This is a genomic window from Nonomuraea monospora, from assembly GCF_039531895.1.
In the GTDB taxonomy this organism is placed as follows: domain Bacteria; phylum Actinomycetota; class Actinomycetes; order Streptosporangiales; family Streptosporangiaceae; genus Nonomuraea; species Nonomuraea monospora.
Genome location: NZ_BAAAQX010000013.1, coordinates 71,170 through 88,928, shown reverse-complemented (window position 1 = coordinate 88,928; position 17,759 = coordinate 71,170). Strand labels below are relative to the sequence as shown.

Annotated in this window: 16 protein-coding genes; 9 read left to right on the top strand and 7 right to left on the bottom strand. The window is 71.4% G+C overall.

Features of this window, described 5'->3' with window-relative positions:
• Positions 1-59 precede the first annotated feature (59 nt).
• The 3 genes from ABD331_RS25420 to ABD331_RS25410 all read right to left on the bottom strand — a co-directional run bounded on the left by ABD331_RS25420 (position 60) and on the right by ABD331_RS25410 (position 3,904).
• A complete protein-coding gene (locus ABD331_RS25420) occupies positions 60-1,796 on the bottom strand; it encodes a hypothetical protein (RefSeq protein WP_344479336.1) in 1,737 nt (578 codons plus the stop codon).
• Positions 1,793-3,028 (bottom strand): hypothetical protein, encoded by a 1,236-nt coding sequence (locus tag ABD331_RS25415; RefSeq protein ID WP_344479334.1) that lies wholly within the window; start codon positions 3,026-3,028, stop codon positions 1,793-1,795. Before ABD331_RS25415 ends, ABD331_RS25420 begins: the two co-directional genes overlap by 4 nt.
• A 255-nt stretch (positions 3,029-3,283) precedes the next feature.
• Positions 3,284-3,904, bottom strand: a complete 621-nt coding sequence (locus ABD331_RS25410) for a restriction endonuclease (RefSeq protein ID WP_344479332.1) — start codon at positions 3,902-3,904, stop codon at positions 3,284-3,286.
• Positions 3,905-4,119: 215 nt separating this feature from the next.
• Between ABD331_RS25410 and ABD331_RS25405 the strand changes: the two genes are divergently transcribed.
• On the top strand, positions 4,120-5,028 hold the full coding sequence (locus ABD331_RS25405) for a class I SAM-dependent methyltransferase (protein WP_344479330.1): 909 nt from the start codon (positions 4,120-4,122) through the stop codon (positions 5,026-5,028).
• A 258-nt stretch (positions 5,029-5,286) separates the two neighbouring features.
• Here the strand turns inward: ABD331_RS25405 and ligA are convergent, their stop codons facing one another.
• Both ligA and ABD331_RS25395 read right to left on the bottom strand, forming a co-directional pair.
• Complete coding sequence (gene ligA, locus ABD331_RS25400; protein ID WP_344479327.1) at positions 5,287-7,356, bottom strand: NAD-dependent DNA ligase LigA; 2,070 nt, start codon at positions 7,354-7,356, stop codon at positions 5,287-5,289.
• Positions 7,357-7,386: 30 nt separating this feature from the next.
• Complete coding sequence (locus ABD331_RS25395) at positions 7,387-7,767, bottom strand: YybH family protein (protein ID WP_344479324.1); 381 nt, start codon at positions 7,765-7,767, stop codon at positions 7,387-7,389.
• 60 nt (positions 7,768-7,827) lie between these two features.
• Here ABD331_RS25395 and ABD331_RS25390 point away from each other — a divergent pair, with 60 nt between their 5' ends.
• Both ABD331_RS25390 and ABD331_RS25385 read left to right on the top strand, forming a co-directional pair.
• Positions 7,828-8,196 (top strand): winged helix-turn-helix transcriptional regulator, encoded by a 369-nt coding sequence (locus ABD331_RS25390; RefSeq protein WP_344479323.1) that lies wholly within the window; start codon positions 7,828-7,830, stop codon positions 8,194-8,196.
• Between the two features lie 170 nt (positions 8,197-8,366).
• Complete coding sequence (locus ABD331_RS25385; protein WP_344479320.1) at positions 8,367-9,803, top strand: FAD-dependent oxidoreductase; 1,437 nt, start codon at positions 8,367-8,369, stop codon at positions 9,801-9,803.
• Between the two features lie 6 nt (positions 9,804-9,809).
• Here the strand turns inward: ABD331_RS25385 and ABD331_RS25380 are convergent, their stop codons facing one another.
• The gene (locus ABD331_RS25380) at positions 9,810-10,280 is read right to left on the bottom strand and encodes a PPOX class F420-dependent oxidoreductase (protein WP_344479317.1); all 471 of its coding nucleotides are present in this window, start codon (positions 10,278-10,280) and stop codon (positions 9,810-9,812) included.
• Positions 10,281-10,401: 121 nt separating this feature from the next.
• Between ABD331_RS25380 and ABD331_RS25375 the strand changes: the two genes are divergently transcribed.
• The 4 genes from ABD331_RS25375 to ABD331_RS25360 all read left to right on the top strand — a co-directional run bounded on the left by ABD331_RS25375 (position 10,402) and on the right by ABD331_RS25360 (position 14,481).
• Positions 10,402-11,721, top strand: a complete 1,320-nt coding sequence (locus ABD331_RS25375; protein ID WP_344479316.1) for an acetamidase/formamidase family protein — start codon at positions 10,402-10,404, stop codon at positions 11,719-11,721.
• A 95-nt stretch (positions 11,722-11,816) separates the two neighbouring features.
• Entirely contained in the window at positions 11,817-12,851 is a 1,035-nt protein-coding gene (locus ABD331_RS25370; protein ID WP_344479314.1) for an NAD(P)-dependent alcohol dehydrogenase, read from the top strand.
• A gap of 2 nt (positions 12,852-12,853) precedes the next feature.
• A complete protein-coding gene (locus ABD331_RS25365) occupies positions 12,854-13,825 on the top strand; it encodes an amidohydrolase family protein (protein WP_344479307.1) in 972 nt (323 codons plus the stop codon).
• Positions 13,822-14,481 (top strand): iron-sulfur cluster assembly protein, encoded by a 660-nt coding sequence (locus ABD331_RS25360; RefSeq protein ID WP_344479304.1) that lies wholly within the window; start codon positions 13,822-13,824, stop codon positions 14,479-14,481. The genes ABD331_RS25365 and ABD331_RS25360 overlap by 4 nt, the downstream gene beginning before the upstream one ends.
• Here ABD331_RS25360 and ABD331_RS25355 read toward each other — a convergent pair whose 3' ends face one another.
• A complete protein-coding gene (locus ABD331_RS25355) occupies positions 14,482-14,919 on the bottom strand; it encodes an anthrone oxygenase family protein (RefSeq protein ID WP_344479301.1) in 438 nt (145 codons plus the stop codon). It lies immediately after the preceding gene.
• 134 nt (positions 14,920-15,053) lie between these two features.
• Here ABD331_RS25355 and ABD331_RS25350 point away from each other — a divergent pair, with 134 nt between their 5' ends.
• Positions 15,054-16,415 (top strand): M14 family zinc carboxypeptidase, encoded by a 1,362-nt coding sequence (locus ABD331_RS25350; protein ID WP_344479298.1) that lies wholly within the window; start codon positions 15,054-15,056, stop codon positions 16,413-16,415.
• Positions 16,416-16,457: 42 nt separating this feature from the next.
• Positions 16,458-17,726, top strand: a complete 1,269-nt coding sequence (locus ABD331_RS25345) for a cytochrome P450 (protein WP_344479295.1) — start codon at positions 16,458-16,460, stop codon at positions 17,724-17,726.
• Positions 17,727-17,759: the final 33 nt, after the last annotated feature.

Sequence of the window (17,759 nt, the reverse complement as noted above, 5' to 3'; positions counted from 1 at the left end):
CCGCCACCTCGCCTTGGCGTGGAGAGGCGTTCGCCGAGACCAGGTGGCGGTACCTGCTCTCAGCGTTGCGGCGCCCGATGGACCACCCTGTCGTCGCCGCGTCCCGGCCACGCCATGACGAGCAGCCGCTGCCCCACCCGCTTCTCCCAGTCAGGCGGGTCGTAGTGGACGCGGATCCGGTAGTGCCCCTTCCTGCCACGCAGGGAGAGGTCCGGCAGCCCGGCACCGGACAAGTCGTCGATGAGCTCGATCCTGCCCGCCGGGCTCTCGTACCCGATCTCGACCACGTGATCCCAGCCCTTCGTCTCGACCGGGGGACGGCGGTCATAGGTCTCGGTGGTGACGCAGACGCGGTAGGTGGTGTCCACCCCGATGAGCAGATGACCGGGCGCGACGGCCACCAGATCGACCTCCTGCTCGTACAGCCCGTCCTGCGGCATCCCCTCCTTCTCGTACGCCTCCAGCCAGAACTCGGGCCAGACCGGCTCCTTCTCCCTGGTGGCCCGCACCGGGTCGATCAGCGGCCGATGGCGCGGCGCGCGGTCGCACATGGCCTGCGCCTCGGCCTCCCACGCCAGCATCTCGGCCTCGTCGTCGGCGGCTGCCTTGTCGAGGTCCGCGTCGGCCTTCGGGCAGAGGTCCTGCAGGTACGCGGCTTGGTCAAGGGGCGCGACGCCGTACGCGCTTCGGAATGCCGCCGCCTCTGCGAGGTCGCCTCGGGTGTAGACGTCGCAGAGCCGCCGCCCGTACGCGATCAGGCGGTCGTCGGGCATGTACTTGCCGAACGGCGGCTCCTCGCTGCCCCGCACCCCACAGACAAACCGCATCTCACCCGCACCCACACCAGAACCCCAGCCTGGATCGACGCCCGCGCCCGCGTCCGTGCCTGTGCCTGTGCCCGCGTCCGTGCCTGTGCTCGCCTCCGCGCCCGCGTCCGAGTTCGTGCGCGCGTCCGAGTTCGTGCCTGTGCCCGAGTCGGCGCTGGCGCCCGCGTCCGAGTTGGGGTTCAAGCCCGATTCTGCGCTGGAGCCCCCGCCTGAGCCCTCATCGAAGTTCATGTCGTCGCAGTCGCTCGCCGTGGTGAACCGGCCGGGCTGCTGGTCCGACACAGGCACGAACGCCACCACCGCCACCGTGACGACGCTCGCCACCACCGTCCGGTACGGGCGACGCATGCGACCGCCGCCGTACGCGAGAAGCAGCAGCAGAGCGGAGACCGTGAAGGCGGCGCTGTACCAGAGCGGCGAGATGCCAATCCCACCCGCCAGCATCGCGTTGAACAGCAGCGGAACACCCTCGTCGTGACGTAACGGAGGGCTCTCGAAGGGGCGGACGAGGCCGACGACCCCATTCTCGTAGTCGGGGACGACGGCGTTCGTATCGGGGAAAATCGCGGCCTGGAACGCGGACTCGAAAGCTTGGAACGCCCGCTCTCCCTCGTTCCACGTCGTCGCCCCGCTCACCACCCCGGCCACCGCCGCGAGCAGCAACAGCCCCACCGAGCCCAGCACGAGCCGCCGCGTCCGCAGCAGCACGGCCGCCAGCACCAGCCCCGAGGCGCCGCCGACGCCGGCGAGGAGGTCGAGCGAGAGCCAGAGCGGCCGCACGAACCACCCGTTCTCGGCGAACCAGGACGCGATCGCCCCGCGCGGCCCGACCCACGTGAACACCCCGTTGACGCAGTTGACCGCGGCGGGCACCAGCGGCACTACCACGGCCACCCCCTGCACCGGCCACCACCGCAACGGACGCTTGGCTGCGGTGCCCATCGCGCCCTCGGACCGGGCGCCCATCACGCCCTTAATGCTGCGCCTGTCGCGCCTTCGGGCATTGCGCCTGTTGCGTCCTCGGGCGGGGCGCTTGTCGTGTCTTCGGCCCGAGCGCCCACCGCTTCCTCGGGTGGGGCGCCTGTCGTGTCTTCGGCCCGAGCGCCCACCGCTTCCTCGGGCGGAGCGCCTGTCGCGCCTTCGGGCATTGCGCCTGTTGCGTCCTCGGGCGGGACGCCTGTCGCGCTTCCGGACCGAGCGCCCATCGCGAGCTTGGGTGCGCGGCCGGTCTCCCGGGCGGACCGGCCGAGCCACACCACCATGAACACGTCGATGAGCAGCGCGGACCCCTCGAACCAGACGAAGGACCGGATGAAGAGGAAGTCGAGCTGCGGCGTGAGCACCGGCCCGGCGGCGGCCACCGCTCCGGCCCACAGCGTGCCCCGCCGCCATCGGCCGTCCTTCGCCTGCGTCACCAGCGTCAGCGCGATCCAGATCAGCCAGGACGCCGCGCTCACCGGCGGGGCGCCGTAGAGAACGGTGCCGTCGATCCCGGGCAGCACCTGGGCCAGCACCCCGACCGGCTCCAGCAATCCCATGGCGAGGGCGACCAGCCGCAACCCCAGGGCCACCGTGCGCGTGACCCGGAAGAACAGCACTACGGCGGCGGCTTGGACGAGTACCTCGGGCAGTTCCACCCACGGGAGGCGGTCGGCGAACACGCCCAACATCCAGACGTACAGCACGATCCGCAGCAGCCGCTCGTCCCAGCCCAGATTCCTGCCGCCGTCGCCTTTGCCCGGCTGCCTCTCGCCGTTGTCCCGGGCTGGCTCGCTCCCGTCGTTGTTCTTGCCCGGGTTCCTCCCGCTGCCGTGCTTGCCCGGGTTCCTCCCGTCGTCATCCCTGCCTGGCTTCTTCGCGTCGTCGTCCTTTCCGGGGTTCCTGCCGCTGTCGTCCTCGCCCGAGTTCATCCCCTCGGCGGCCCTATGCAGGTTTCTCCCGTCGTCGTCTCTGCGCGGTTTCCTCTCGCCGTCGTGCCGCTTCGGCAGGATCTGCCACAGCGCCCACACCTGCGCCAGGCCCACCAGGACGAGCATCACGAGGTGGTCCGTGGCCACCTCGCCAGGCTCCCCGGTGAACCTCGCGTGGACGAACAATATGGACAGCCGGGGATCACCGGTCACGAAGGCGATGACGCCGGAGGCGGCGACCAGCACCGCGAGGACGGCCACCACCATCAGGCCAATGCGGTAGCGAAGCACGGGTGCTTCCTCGGGGGGCGAAGGGACGAAGCGCCCAACCCTAACGGTGGGGCCACCCCGAAGTCGATCACGCAGGCTCATCGCGCGACGCCGATCATGCGCTGGCTCGTCCTCCGAGATCGGTCGCGTCGGCTCGCCCCTGAGGCTGGCCCCGTTGGCTCGCGCTTGTGGTTGGTCGCGTCGGCTCGCCTCTGAGGTCGGCGCCGCTGGCCCGTTCCCTGAGGTCGGCCGCGTTGGGTCGTCCTCTGGAGGAGGTCATGCTGGCTCATCGCCTTCCACCAGCGTGGGCCGTGCCCGCTGTGGTGTCAGGTTGGTTCGGCCGGTCAGCCAGTCGGCGAGTTGGTCGCGTTCGATGAGGATGAGTGGTTGGCGGGCGTTGAGGGCTTCGGTGCGGGCCTGTCGGGTGAGGTGGCCTGACGTGACGAGAACGCCCGTGTGCCCGTCGAAGGCGTTGGCCAGTGCCCCCAGGAAGTTGCGCACGTCGGGGGCGCCGACGGTGCGGCTGTAGCGCTTGCACTGGACGGCGTACGGGGTGCCGCCGGGGGCGACGGCGGTGATGTCGACGCCGCCGTCACCGCTGCGGCCTCTTTCCCGCACCCGGCGGAAGCCGTCGGCGATCATGCGTTCGGCGATGAGGTGCTCGAATTGGGGGCCGGTCATCAGGTCGACTTTTGCCAATTCCGTGTTGGCGGCGAGGAATTGTCGGCGGTGTGCCTGAATGGCCCGATATCTTAGGAAAAAGGCTGTGCAGAAGATGGCGATCAGGATCGCGGCGGCGAGCGTGGCTCGCACTGGATTCTCCACCGTGAATTTCGCCACGAGGGCGGCCACGGTGAACGCGCACGCGAGGCCGAGCAGGGACAGCCGCTCCCGCATGCCCGACCTGCGCCGTCGCCTGGGTCGCCTGACCATCGCCGCCTCCCTTCCGAGCGTCGTTGTTGAGGGTGATTATGTACGGCGGGACCGACAGAATTGAGGCCTGGGGAATGAGGGTGAGCGACTTCCCGGTCGGCCGAACTTTCGGTGACCTTTCGATGGACATGCGGCAAACCCTCTTCTTTGGCGTGAAACGCGGCTGTTAGCGTCCGGGCATGTCAGCACCAGATCTCATCGCCGCGCTGGAACGCATCCCCGGCTGGTTCTGGCCGGCCGACCAACGCCTGTTCGAGTGGTTCCTGTCGGAGCAGGACGCCCCCGGTGACGTCCTGGAGATGGGGACGTACCTCGGCAAGAGCGCCGTGCTGATCGGCGGCCACGTACGCCGGGGTGAGAAGTTCACCGTCTGCGACCTGTTCGAGTCGGACGCCCCCGATGCCGACAACGACGCCGAGACCAGCCGGTCGTACGGCGCGCTCACCCGCCACCGGTTCGAGCAGAACTACCTCGGCGTCCACGACACCCTGCCCGAGATCGTGCACGGGCCGACGTCGATCATCCTCGACCACGTCAAGGCCGGCGCCTGCCGCTTCGTCCACGTGGACGCCTCCCACCTTTACACGCAGGTCGCGGACGACGTTCTGGCGGCGCGGACCGTGCTCAGGGCGGACGGGATCGTCGCGTTCGACGACTACCGCAGCGAGCACACGCCCGGCGTCGCGCTCGCCGTCTGGGAGGCGGTCGGCAGACTCGGGCTGGAGCCGGTCTGTGTCACCACGCACAAGCTGTACGGGACGTGGGGCGATCCGGCGCCCGTTCAGGAGCGGCTGCTTGAGTGGCTCGCCACCCGGCCCGATCTGTGGCACACGACGGACGTGCTCGGCGACCGCCACCTCGTCCGGCTCAACCAGCGCAAGAAGCCGAAGGCCGAGCGGCCCCAGAGTGACCTCGACCGGCTCACCGCCGAACTGCGGCGTACGACGGCTGAGTTGAAGAAGGTCACTGCGGAGTCGCAGCAGGCCGTGCAGGCGTTGAGGAAGGCGACCAAGGAGGTCAGCGTGCTGGGACCGGTGGCACACCGCGCCGCCGGCTGGCTCCGCCGCCGCTCCACCCCGGCCAAGTAGGCAACGCGCGCCTGACGTTTAGTGATGCGCTCACGCCAGGTGGACGCGTGCTTGCCAAGCAACGCACGCCGCCGAGTGAGACGCCTTCGCTCAGCAAGGCGGCCTCGCGAGTAAGGCGCCTCGCCATGTAACGCGCCCGACGGTAAGTGATGCGCTCACGCCAAGTGGACGCGTGCTCGCTAAGCAACGCACCTCCCGCCGAGTGAGGCGACTCCAGCAAGTGAGGCGCCCGCACCGGGTAACGCGTCTCCGAGGGCGTCAGAGGAACGCGCTGACCTGCTCGGCGAACTCCTCCGGGCTGACGATCCGCACCCCTAACGTCTCGGCCTTGGCCCGCTTCGAGCCCGCCTTCTCCCCGGCCACCAGCATCGACGTCTTCGCGGAGACGCTGGAGGACGACTTGCCGCCGGCACGCTCGATCAGCTCGTTGACCTCGTTGCGCGTCAGCGCCGCCAGCGGCCCCGTCATGGTGCCGGTCACGACCACTGACATCGAGGCCAAAGGCAGGCTCTCGACCTCGGCCGTCTTGGGGTCGTCGGTGGGCGGGGTGGCGCCGGGCTCGGTCATGTTCACCCCGGCGCGTACCAGCTTGTCGATCAGCGGGGCGAGCTCGGCCAGCTCCTCCACCACGACCGGCGCCTTCTCCGGGCCGATGCCCTCCACCTGCTGGATGGCTTCGGCGTCGGCGGCGCGGACGGCGTCCATGGTGGCGAAGTGGCGGGCGATGCGGCGGCTCATGGAGCGGCCGGTGCCGCGCACGCCGAGCGCCGCGAACACCCTGCTCAGGGGCCGCGTCTTGGCTCGCTCGATGGCGGCCAGGAGGTTGTCGGTGCTGGTCTCGCCCATGCGCTCCAGGCCCAGGAGCTGCTCGCGGGTCAGGAAGAACAGGTCGGCGAAGTCGGCGATCAGGCCGGTTGCGAGCATCTGCCGGATGCGGTTCTCCGCCAGGCCCTCGATGTCGAGCGTGTCGCGGCCGACCGCGTAGATGATGGAGACGATCGCCTGGCATTCGCGACCGCGCACGCACCGCCACCGCTCCTGCGAGCGGTCGATGGCGTCTCCGCAGGTCGGGCAGACCTCGGGGATGGGGATCGGCCGCTCCTCGCCGGTACGCAGGTGCACCACCGGCGCCTCGACCCTGGGGATGACGTCGCCCGCCTTGTAGACGGTGACGCTGTCACCCAGCATCAGGCCGCGCCGGGTGATGTCGGCGACGTTGTGCAGGGTGGCGTAGGTGACGATGCTGCCGTCGAGCTCCACGGGCTCCAGCACGGCGCGGGGTGCGATGACGCCGGTGCGGCCGGTGTTCCACGTCACGTCGAGCAGCTTGGTGATCTTCTCGGTGGCGGGCAGCTTGTACGCCACCGCCCACCGTGGCGCCCGCGAGCTGAAGCCCGCCGTGGCCTGATCACCGGCCAGATCGCACTTGATCACGATGCCGTCGATCCCGAACGGCAGCTCGGCCCGCGCCGCGGCGATCTCGCCGACGCGCTCCTGCACCTGGTCGAGCGTCTCGGCCACGATGCCGGCCACCGGGGTGGCGGCCGTGGTCTGCACGCCCTGCGCGGCCACCCACTCCATGATCTCGCTGTGCGGCAGCTCGCGCAGGCGCACCGCCAGGTCGGACTCGTCGCCGGGCGCGGGCAGGGCGCCGTAGCCGAAGAACGTCAGCTCGCACACGTAGGGCCGGTCCTGGGCGCGCAGCGTGCCCGCGGCGGCGCTGCGCGGGTTGGCGAACGTGGTGCCGTCGTGCGCCTGCCGCTTGGCGCACGCCTCCTCGAACTGGGACGTCGTCATCATGACCTCGCCGCGCAGCTCCACCGTCACGGCGTCGGCGAGCCGCTCGGGCAGGCCGACGACGGTGCCGATGGCGTGCGAGACGTCCTCACCGGCGGTGCCGTCGCCGCGCGTGACGAGCTGCGCCAGGCGGCCGTGCCGGTAGCGGGCCGAGATCGCCAGCCCGTCGAGCTTGGGCTCCACGCTCCACACCGTCACCGGACGCCCGAGCCTGCGCTCCACCCCCGCCGCCCAGTCGGCGAGCTGCTCGGCGCCGAACACGTTGTCGAGGCTCAGCATGGGCACCGTGTGCGGCACGTCGCCCACGACCGCCCCGCCCGCCACCTTCCCGGTGGGCGAGGACGGCAGCACCGACTCGGGGTGCTCCTCCTCGTACGCCTGGATGCCGCGGACCAGCCGGTCGTAGGCGTCGTCGTCGAGCGTCGAGGTGCCGTCGGCGTAGTAGGCCGCGGAGGAGTCGACGGCGAGCTGGACGGCCTCGGCGTAGGCCGTGTCGTCGGCCAGGGTGGTGACGGGGGGTGTCTCGGTCATGGGTTCATCATGGCTGGTCGCACTGACAATTCAGCCGGTGGTTCCGAACGGGTTGTCGATCGCGTACCGCCAGCGGCCGTCCTCGCCGCGCCGGGCGACGTCCGTGGCGGTGCCCTCGATGCGGACCTGCTCGCCCGCGCGGGTCGTGCCCTCGATCGTCCAGTCCACGATCAGCAGCGCGAGGTCGCCCGTCGTGTAGACGTGCCGGGGTCGTACGGTGATCGGCACCCCGAGACGCATGAACACCACGTTGGCGGCGTGCGCCTCGGCGCCGGTCAAGGGGCGGCCCGGGTCGGGAACGAACACCGCCCCGCCCTCGTACACCTCGGCCACCGCCGCCGGATCGCCGCTGTTGAAGCGTTCGGCGAACACGGCGGGCACGTCCTGCGGGCGCTCGGCAAGCTCACGCATCGTTCATCACTCCCTCTGAGCAGGTAGAAACGAGACACGGCAACGCTAGGAGGCTCCTCAGTGGCTCACCAAACGGTTGGTCACGTCGTCCGGCCGGGGCTGCCGGACGACCCCCGGGCGGACGTCGCCGCGCCCACCCCGTCCTGCCCGGTGGAGGTCACGCTCGCCGCGCTGCGCGGCCGGTGGACGACGCTGGTGGTGCGCGAGCTGCTGCGCGGCGAGCGTACGTTCACCGAGCTTGCGCAGGCGCTGCCCGCGCTGTCGGACAAGGTGCTGGCGGATCGGCTGGCGCAGCTCGCGAGGAGCGGGGTGCTCGTCCGGGACCGCCGTCCCGGCTTCCCGCCGCGCACCTCCTACCGGCTGACCCCGCAGGGCCACCGCCTCGGGCCGGTGCTCCAGGCGCTGTGGGACTGGGGAGCTGAGGGGTGACGTGATCCGGCGCGATGGGCCTGAGGGCTGAGGGGTGACGTGATCCGGGCGCGACTGAGGGCTGAGGGATGACGTGATCCGGGCGCGATGAGACTGAGGGGCCGAGGAGCTGACAGCGCCCGGCAGCCGCTGACAGCGATCCGGCAGCGCCGCCTGGCACGGTCTGCCGCATGAACGACAACACGGACGTACTCATCGTCGGCGCCGGCCCCACCGGCCTCACCCTCGCCGTGGACCTGGCGCGCCGCGGCGTCACCTGCCGCATCGTCGAGCAGGCGCCGGAGCCCTCCGGAGGCTCCAAGGGCAAGGGGCTGCAGCCCCGTACGCAGGAGGTCTTCGACGACCTCGGGGTGATCGCGCCGATCCTGGCCGCGGCCACGCCGTACCCGCCGCTGCGGGTCAGGATCGGCAGGGTGCCGATCTGGCAGGCGCGCATGCACAAGCGGGCCGCCGCGACGGACGCGGTGCCGTACCCGACCGTGCTGATGCACCCGCAGTGGCGCACCGAGGCGGTGCTGCGCGAGCGGCTGGCGGAGCTGGGCGGGAAGGTGGAGCAGGGGGTCGCGCTGACGGCGTTCGAACAGGACACGCACGGGGTGACCACGAGGCTGAGCTCCGAAAGAGCGGGGCTGGGCTCCGGGAGAGCGCGGCTGGGCTCCGAGAAAGTGGGGGAGAGCGTGGTGCGGGCGCGTTACCTGGTCGCAGCGGACGGCGGCAGGAGCACCGTACGCAAGGCGCTGGCCATCCCCTTCACCGGCGAGACCCGCGACGAGCAGCGCAGCGCCCTGGCCGACGTCCGCGTGGAAGGGCTGGACAGGGACCACATCCACGTCTGGGTACGCCCAGGCAAGGGCATGGTGGCGCTCTACCCGATGGCGGGCACCGACACGTTCCAGCTCCTCGCCTCCCTGCGGCCCGGAGCAGAGCCGGAGCGGACGCTGGCCTGGTACCAGCGGCTGTTCGCCGAGCGGTCGATGCTGCGCGGCGTGCGGCTGACGGAGCTGCTGTGGTCCTCGCTCTACCGGGTCAACATCCGGCTCGCCGACCGCTACCGTTCCGGCCGCGTGTTCCTGGCGGGCGACGCCGCGCACGTGCATCCGCCGGCGGGCGGCCAGGGACTCAACACCGGCGTGCAGGACGCCTACAACCTGGGCTGGAAGCTGGCCAGGGTGCTGGCGGGCGCGCCGGAGGCGCTGCTGGACACCTACGAGGAGGAGCGCAGGCCGATCGCCGCCGGCGTGCTCGGCCTCAGCGCGGGCCTGCACGACAAGAAGTCGGTCAAGCGGGACGAGGAGACCTACCAGCTCTCGCTGAGCTACCGGGGTGGGTCCCTGGCCAGGAGTGGCGGGGAGCGGGTGCCTGACGGGCCGGTCGAGCTGGCGGACGGGCGGCGGGCGCGCATGTTCGACCTGCTGCGGGGGCCGCACTTCACGCTGCTGTCCCCTGATCCGGCGCCCCGCGTCCCGAAAAGGGGGCCGGAGGTGCGCGCGTACGTGCCCGCGCAGCCGCGCGACAAGGCGAGGCACACGCTGATCAGGCCGGACGGTTACGTCGGCATCGCCACCTCCTCGCCCGAGGAACTGGCCGCCTACCTGGCCATGGTGTGATCCGCCTCAGTCGCCGTTCACCAGCCGCGCAGGGAACCCGCCGGTCGCGATGGGCCCCCACCGGTCGATGTGGATGCGGATCAGCGACTTGTCCTGGCGGCGCATGGCCTCGCGGTACTCGTCCCAGTCGGGGTGCTCACCGGCGATGCACCGGTAGTACTCGACCAGCCCTTCCAGCGCCTCCGGCATGTCGAGCACCTCGGCGCGCCCGTCCACCTGCACCCACGGCCCGTTCCAGTCGTCGGACAGCACGCAGATCGACACCCGGTCGTCGCGGCGGGCGTTGACGGCCTTCGCACGGTCGGGATAGGTGGAGACGACGATCGTGTCGCGAGCGTCCACGCCGCAGGAGACGGGGGAGAGCTGGGGGCGTCCGTCCGCGCGGGTGGTGGACAGCAGGCCGTGGTGCCGGGGGCGCAGGAAGTCGAGCAGGCCGGGCAGCTCGACCCGACGTGCGGTGGCGATGTTGGGTGCCATCTCGATGGGCCTTCCGATAGGTCGTACTCGAAAGTCGATCCTTTCAGACCGGGCGAAACAAGGGCGCAACAGCCGTACTCGATGATCGGGGGTCACGAGCGAGTCGTTGTGAGGAGCCCCCATGAAGACCCCGGCCGACGTACGGAACGCCCTGATCACCAGACTCGGACGCCGGAGCTTCCTGCGCGTCGCGGCGGCCCTCGGCGCGGGCGCGGGCGCCACCTCGGTGGCGGCGAGCCCGGCGGCGGCCCAGCCTCGCGAGATCCTCCAGCCGGGCAAGGGCCCGATCCACGGCAAGCACTACCTCCGCTCCACCGCCGACCAGATCAGATGGGGCTACGTGCCGTCCACGACCAGCGAGCCCGTGCTGCGGATGCGGTCGGGTGAGACGGTCACCGTCGACTCGGTCTCCCACGAGGGCATCCTGGAGGACCAGGGCCGCGACCCCGTCGCCTACTTCGGCGGCCACGGCGTCCGCCGCGCCGACGTGCTCCAGGACGCCGTCGCGATCGCCCGCGACTACTCCCGCACCCCGCGCAGCTTCGACGTGGACGGCCCGCACGTCGTGACGGGCCCGATCCACGTGGACGGCGCGCGCCCCGGCGACGTGCTCAAGGTCGAGATGCTGTCGTTGCTGCCGCGCGTCCCGTACGGGGTGATCTCCAGCCGCCACGGCAAGGGCGCGCTGGCCAGGGCGGCGTCCGGTGCCGCACCCGACGGCATCACCGTGGACGAGGTCATGCCGCCCGTGTCCACCGACGGCCGCCCCACCGGCGATCCGACGAAGTACGGGAACGTGTCCGTGTTCACCCCGGTGCGCCGGGGCCGCGGCGTGCTCAAGGGCGGGCGGAAGGAGGCGACGTTCCCGCTGCGGCCGTTCATGGGGATCATGGGCGTCGCGTTCGCCTCCGCCGGCCGGATGACCGACCCGGCGCTCAACTCCATCCCGCCGACCCTCGGCGGCGGCAACATCGACATCCACCACCTCGGCGTGGGCGCCACCTTCTACCTGCCGGTGTTCGCGGAGGGCGCGCTGTTCTACACCGGCGACCCGCACCACGCGATGGGCGGCGGCGAGGTGGCGCTGACCGCGATGGAGGGCTCCCTGCGTGCCACCTTCCGCCTCACCGTCTGCAGGGCGGGCTCGTCCGACGCGCCGTCGGTGGCCTTCCACTACCCGTTCGCGGAGACGCGCGACGCGTGGCTGCCGATCGGCCTGTCCGACCCCGACGGCTCCCAGGGCGGCCAGGTGAACGACCTGGACGTGGCGATGCGCCGCGCGGTCGTCAACGCCCTCGACTTCCTGGAGCACGACCAGGGGATGGAGCGGGCCGTGGCCTACGCGTACCTGTCGGCCGCGACGAACTTCGAGGTGTCGCAGGTGGTCGACAGGACGACGGGCGTGCACGGCGTCATCCTGAAGGAACACTTCGACGACTAGCGCCGAAATTCCCGTGTTCTGAAATTTCGGCCGTTGACCGCCCTGTGAGCCGCGCCGACGATCGGGCTGACGTCTCAACCAGGGAGCGGTTGGCGATGAAAGCCGTACGTCTGCACGAGTACACCAGGCGTCCCGTCGTGGAGGACGTCCCGGAACCCAGGGTGAGCGACCCGCTGGACGTGCTGGTCGAGATCGGCGGCGCCGGGCTGTGCCGTACGGACCTGCACATCGTCGAGGGGCAGTGGGCGCGCAAGACCGGGGTGGGCCTGCCGTACACGATCGGGCACGAGAACGCGGGCTGGGTGCGGGAGGTCGGCGCGGCCGTGACGAACGTGCGGCCGGGCGACGCGGTGATCGTGCATCCGCTGGTCACGTGCGGGCTGTGCCGGGCGTGCCGGGGCGGGGACGACGTGCACTGCGCCGCCGCGCGGTTCCCCGGCATCGACTCCGACGGCGGCATGGCGGAGCTGCTGCTCACGTCCGCGCGTTCGGTGGTGCGGCTGAGCCCGTCACTGCATCCGGCCGAGGTGGCGGCGCTGGCCGACGCGGGGCTGACGGCCTATCACGCGGTGCGCAAGGCGCAGCCGCTGCTGTACCCGGGCACGAGCGTGGCGGTGATCGGTGCGGGCGGGCTCGGCCACATCGGCGTGCAGTGCCTGGCCGCGATGACGCCCGCCGAGATCATCGTGGTGGACCGGTCGGCGGAGGCGCTCAAGCTCGCCGAGGGCCTCGGCGCCACGCACACCGTGCCCGCCGACGGCAGGCAGGTGGAGTCGGTCATCGAGCTGACCGGCGGTCTGGGCGCGCACGTGGTGCTGGACTTCGTCGGCGAGGACGGCGCGGAGCGGGAGGGCGTGGCGATGCTGCGCCGCGCGGGCTCCTACTTCGTCATCGGGTACGGCGGCAGCGTCCAGATCCCCACCATCGACATCATCTCCACCGAGATCAACGTCATCGGGAACCTCGTCGGCTCCTACAACGACCTGGACGAGCTGATGGCCTTGGCCGCCAGGGGCAAGGTGCGCCTGCACACCAGGACGTACCCCATGGACGCCGTCAACGACGCCATGGACGACCTGGACGGCGGGCGGCTGCGGGGCCGCGGGATCCTGGTGCCGTCGAGGAGCTGACCATGTACGAGAAGGACGGCGAGCGGTACTTCGTCGTGGACGGGCACGTGCACTTCTGGGACGGCCGCCCGTCGAACCAGGCCAACCGCTACGGCACCGGCTTCATCAACTGCTTCTACGACTACCACCGCAACCTGTCGCCCGAGTCGGAGGTGTGGTCGCTGGAGGAGTTCTGGCAGCAGAGCCAGGAGCGGGTCCTGCACGACCTGTTCCAGATCGGCCACGTGGATCGGGCGATCTTCCAGCCCACCTACCTCACGGACTTCTTCGTCAACGGCTTCAACACCACCGAGCAGGATGGGGCGTTCGCCGAGAAGTACCCGGACAAGTTCATCGTCAACGGCGCGTGGGACCCGCGCGACGGCGAGGCCGGGCTCGACGACCTGGAGGAGCTGGCCGAGCGGTGGAGCCTGCGCGGCGTCAAGCTCTACACCGCCGAGTGGAAGGGCGCCTCGAAGGGCTGGAAGCTTAGCGACCCGTGGGCCTACCGGTATCTGGACAAGTGCCAGGAGCTGGGCATCCGCAACATCCACGTGCACAAGGGGCCGACCATCTGGCCGCTCAACAGGGACGCGTTCGACGTGGCCGACGTGGACGAGGCCGCGACCGCCTTCCCCGGGCTGCGCTTCATCGTGGAGCACTGCGGGCTGCCCCGGCTGGAGGACTTCTGCTGGATCGCCGCGCAGGAGCCCAACGTGTACGCCGGGCTGGCGGTGGCGATGCCGTTCATCCACTCCAGGCCGCGCTACTTCGCGCAGATCCTGGGCGAGCTGCTGTACTGGGTCGGCGAGGACCGCATCACGTTCGCCAGCGACTACGCCATCTGGACCCCCAAGTGGCTGATCGAGCGGTTCGTGGACTTCCAGATCCCGGACGACCTGCGCGAGGAGTACGGCGAGCTGACGCCGGAGGTGAAGCGGAAGATCCTCGGCCTGAACCTGGCCGGGCTCTACGACCTCCCGGTGCCCGCGTGAACGCGCTCGGGGCCGGGCCGGAGCCGCACGAGCTGTGGGCCGCGCTGGCCACCGTGCGGGACCCCGAGCTGGACGAGCCGATCACGGAGCTGGGGTTCGTCGGGTCGGCGGAGCTGCGCGACGGGCACGCGTCGGTGCGGCTGCGGCTGCCGACGTACTTCTGCGCGCCGAACTTCGCCTACCTGATGGTGGCGGACGCGCTCGACGCCGTACGGGCGGCGCCCGGCGTGACGTCGGCGGAGGTGCGGCTGGTCGACCACTTCGCGGCCGAGGAGATCAACGCGGGGGCGGCGCTGGGCGGCGGGTTCGCGGGCGCCTTTCCCGGTGAGGCGTCGGGGGAGCTGGACGGGCTGCGGCTGACGTTCCGGCGCAAGGCGTACCTGGCGGGGCTGGATCGGGTGGTGCGGCGGTGGGGCAGGCTCGCGCGGCTGGGGGAGGTGCCGGACGGGCCCGAGCTGGCCGGGCTGGTGCGCCGCCGGGCCGAGCTCGGGCTGGACTGCTCGCCCGGCTCGCCGCTGCTGCTCGACGAGCGCGGGCGGCCGATCCCGGAGGAGGAGGCGGAGCGGCGGCTGCGGTTCGCCAGGACGGTGCGGGTCAGCATCGAGGGCAACGCGGGCCTGTGCCGCGGCCTGCTCCGCACCCGGTACGGGGACTGATCACAGCTCGGTCAGCCCGAGCCCGACCAGGACGAGCGCGACCGCGGACGCCACGGCGCGCAGCGTGTTGAAGGCGGTCCACCTGGGCGAGTAGTCCTTGAACGGCATGGTGCCCGCGTCCAGCGCGTTGTTCATCGGCACGTTGACCGCCACCGTGACGAGGAACGAGCCGGCGAAGCTCACCCCGGCTGCGGCGAAGAACCACAGGGCGGCCCGCCCGTCCGCGAGGAACCCGGCCACCAGCGCGGCCAGCGGCGAGCCGAGGAAGACGAGGTAGAGCCAGGGGTTGAGGATCTTCCTGTTGATGCTCCGCATCGCCGCCTCGGCCTGGGCGGGGTCGGTGGCGTTCAGCCCCGGCATGACCGACATGGAGAAGGTGTAGAACAGGCCCGTCAGGGCGCCGTGCAGCACGAGGGTGATCAGAGCGAGTAGCAGCATGGTCACATCGTGCCGCCCTTCTCCTGAGACGGTCCATGGCGGACGGTCTCACCTCCATACGCGAGCGTCTCGCGCTCTGGCCTCCAACGCACTGCGGTAGGCAGACTTAAGTAACAAAAGGGAGGAAGCGCGCAGTGCTACCCGAATGGCTGGAAAACGAGCTGGACACGGTTCCGGACTTCGAGGCCTTCGCGGGCGTCGACGAGCTGGAGAACCTCCTGGAGACGCTCGCGTCGCAGTTCCCCGACGTCACCGAACTGCGCGAGGTCGGCCGGTCCAGGCAGGGCAGCCGCCTGCTGTGCCTGACCGTCGGCCCGCCCGGCGGCGCCGAGGCGCTGGTGTTCGGCCTGCCGCACCCCAACGAGCCGATCGGCGGGCTCACCGCCGTCCACCTCGCCCGACGGCTGTGCGCCGACGCCGGGCTGCGCGCCCGCCTCGGCCACCGCTGGCACGTCATCGCCTGCATCGACCCCGACGGGCTCCGGCTGAACGAGGGCTGGCTGCGCGGGCCGTTCACCCGCGAGCACTACGCGCGCCACTTCTACCGCCCGGCGGGCGGCGACCAGATCGAGTGGACGTTCCCGCTCGCCTACAAGGACGCCTACTTCGACACGCCGCTGCCCGAGACGCGGGCCCTGATGAGCCTCATCGACGAGCACCGGCCCGCGCTGGTCTGCTCCCTGCACAACAGCGAGCTGGGCGGCGTCTACTACTACGTCAGCAGGCCCGAGCGGGCCCTGTTCCCCGTCCTGCGCGAGGTGCCGGAACGGCTCGGCCTGCCCCTGCACCGCGGCGAGCCCGAGGCGCCGCACATCGTCCGCTACGACGACGGCGTCTTCCACGTCGGGTCGATCAGGCGCGCCTACGACCGCATGATGGAGCAGGGGCAGCAGTGGAACGGCGACTCCGGCGACAACACCGCCTCCTACGCCGGCCGGCACGGCGCGCTCACGCTGATCAGCGAGCTGCCGTACTGGAAGGACCCGACGGCCGGCGACGACACCCCGACCGCCACCTCGTACGCGGACGCGCTCATGGCCAAGGCCGAGGCCGTCGCCGAGTTGGCCGGGCTGCTGGAACGCGCGCTCGACGCCGTACAGGACGACCTGGTCGCGCCCGGCTCGCCGTACTGGCGGGCCACCCGCTTCTTCACCCCCGTCATGCGCGGTGCGGCGCGGAGCACGGCGGAGCGCAGCCGCCTGCCCGAGTCCGGCAGGCCCGCCACGGTCGCCGAGGTCAGCTCGCTGACCGGCGACGGGCACAGCTTCAGGCTGCGGTACGGCGGCATCCTGCTGCGGGGGCTGGACGCCGAACTGGCCGCGGGCAACCGGGCCGCCTCGATCGGGCGCACGCGGGAGGCGGTCGCCGCGGCGTACGAGCGGTGGCTGGCCACCGACGCGGCCGCCGCGCACGAGGTCATCCCGATCAGATCGCTCGTCGCCACCCAGTACGCGGCCACGATCGCCGCCGCCGCCCACCTGAGGGGCAACCTGTAGCCGGGGCTTGCCAAGCGAACCCGATCAGGAGACCGTGACGGGGTGCGCGACATCCCCGGACCCCCTCCCCAGCCGGACAGCGGGCTGAGCGCCATCACGGCCGCAGGCGGCCTGCACGCCTACCAGCTCGACCTGCACGAACGCTACGGCCCGCTGGTGCGCTTCCAGCTCCCTGGCGCCCCGTCGGCCGTCTCGGTGGCCGACCCCGTGCTCCTGGAGGCCACGGCCGCCGTCAACAAGCGGCCCGACGAGCTGTTCGCGTTCCTGGCCCCGCTGTGCGAGGCGGGCAACCTCCAGACGCTGCCCGCCGACGAGCACGTCCCGTTTCGCCGCGCCCTGCTGTCGGTGCTGGCCGGGCGCCGCTCCCACGAGACGCACTTCCCCGCCTTCACCGCCCTGGCCACGGAGCTGGCCGACCGCTGGGAGGCCATGGGGGAGGTGGCGCTGCAGCAGGACCTGAGCGCGCTGTCGCTGCGGATGATCTGCCGGTACGCGCTCGGCGGCGACCTCGACGACCCCGCCCGCGTGGTGAGCGCGTTCGAGACCGTGCTGACCGTCTACCTGGGCCGCCTGCACGAGAGCGACGACGACCTGAGGCGGGCTGAGCAGGCGCTGGCCCACCTGCGCGCGGTCGTGGACGGCGTCCTGGCCACCGGCGGCAGCGACCTGGCCGCCGCCCTGGTCAAGGCCGACCTGACGGCGGCCCGCATCCGCGACACCGTCCTGATGATCATGCTGGCGGCCCACCACACCACCGGCGTGGCCGTCTCCTGGACCCTGCACCTCCTGGCCCGCCACCCGGAGGCCGCCGCGCGGGTGGCCGCCGAGCTGGACGACGTCCTGGGCGACCGGGCCGTCCCGTCCTACGCCGACCTCAAGCGCCTGCCGTACCTGGAGATGGCGCTCAAGGAGGCCATGCGCCTCTACCCGCCCGGCCCGTACGGCGCCCGCGAGACCACCGAGGACCTCACCCTCGGCGGCCACCGCATCCCGGCGGGCACCACGATCTTCTACCCCTTCTGGGCCGTCCACCTCAACCCCTCCTACTGGCCGGACCCGCACGCGTTCCTCCCCGACCGGTTCACCTCCGCCGCCTCTGCGGGCCGTCCCCGGTACGCCTACGTCCCCTTCGGGCTGGGGCCGCGCAGTTGCGAGGGGGCGAGCCTGGCCATGGTGGAGGCCGAGCTGGTGCTGGCCGTTCTGCTCAAGCGGTTCCGGTTCGAGCCGGTGGCGGGTCATCCGGTGGTGCCGGTGGAGCGGTTCGTGCTGTGGGCGGAGGACGACATCAGGATGCGGGTGACGCGCAGGTAAGGGGATGTGGCGCCCATCACGGCCGATGTGTGG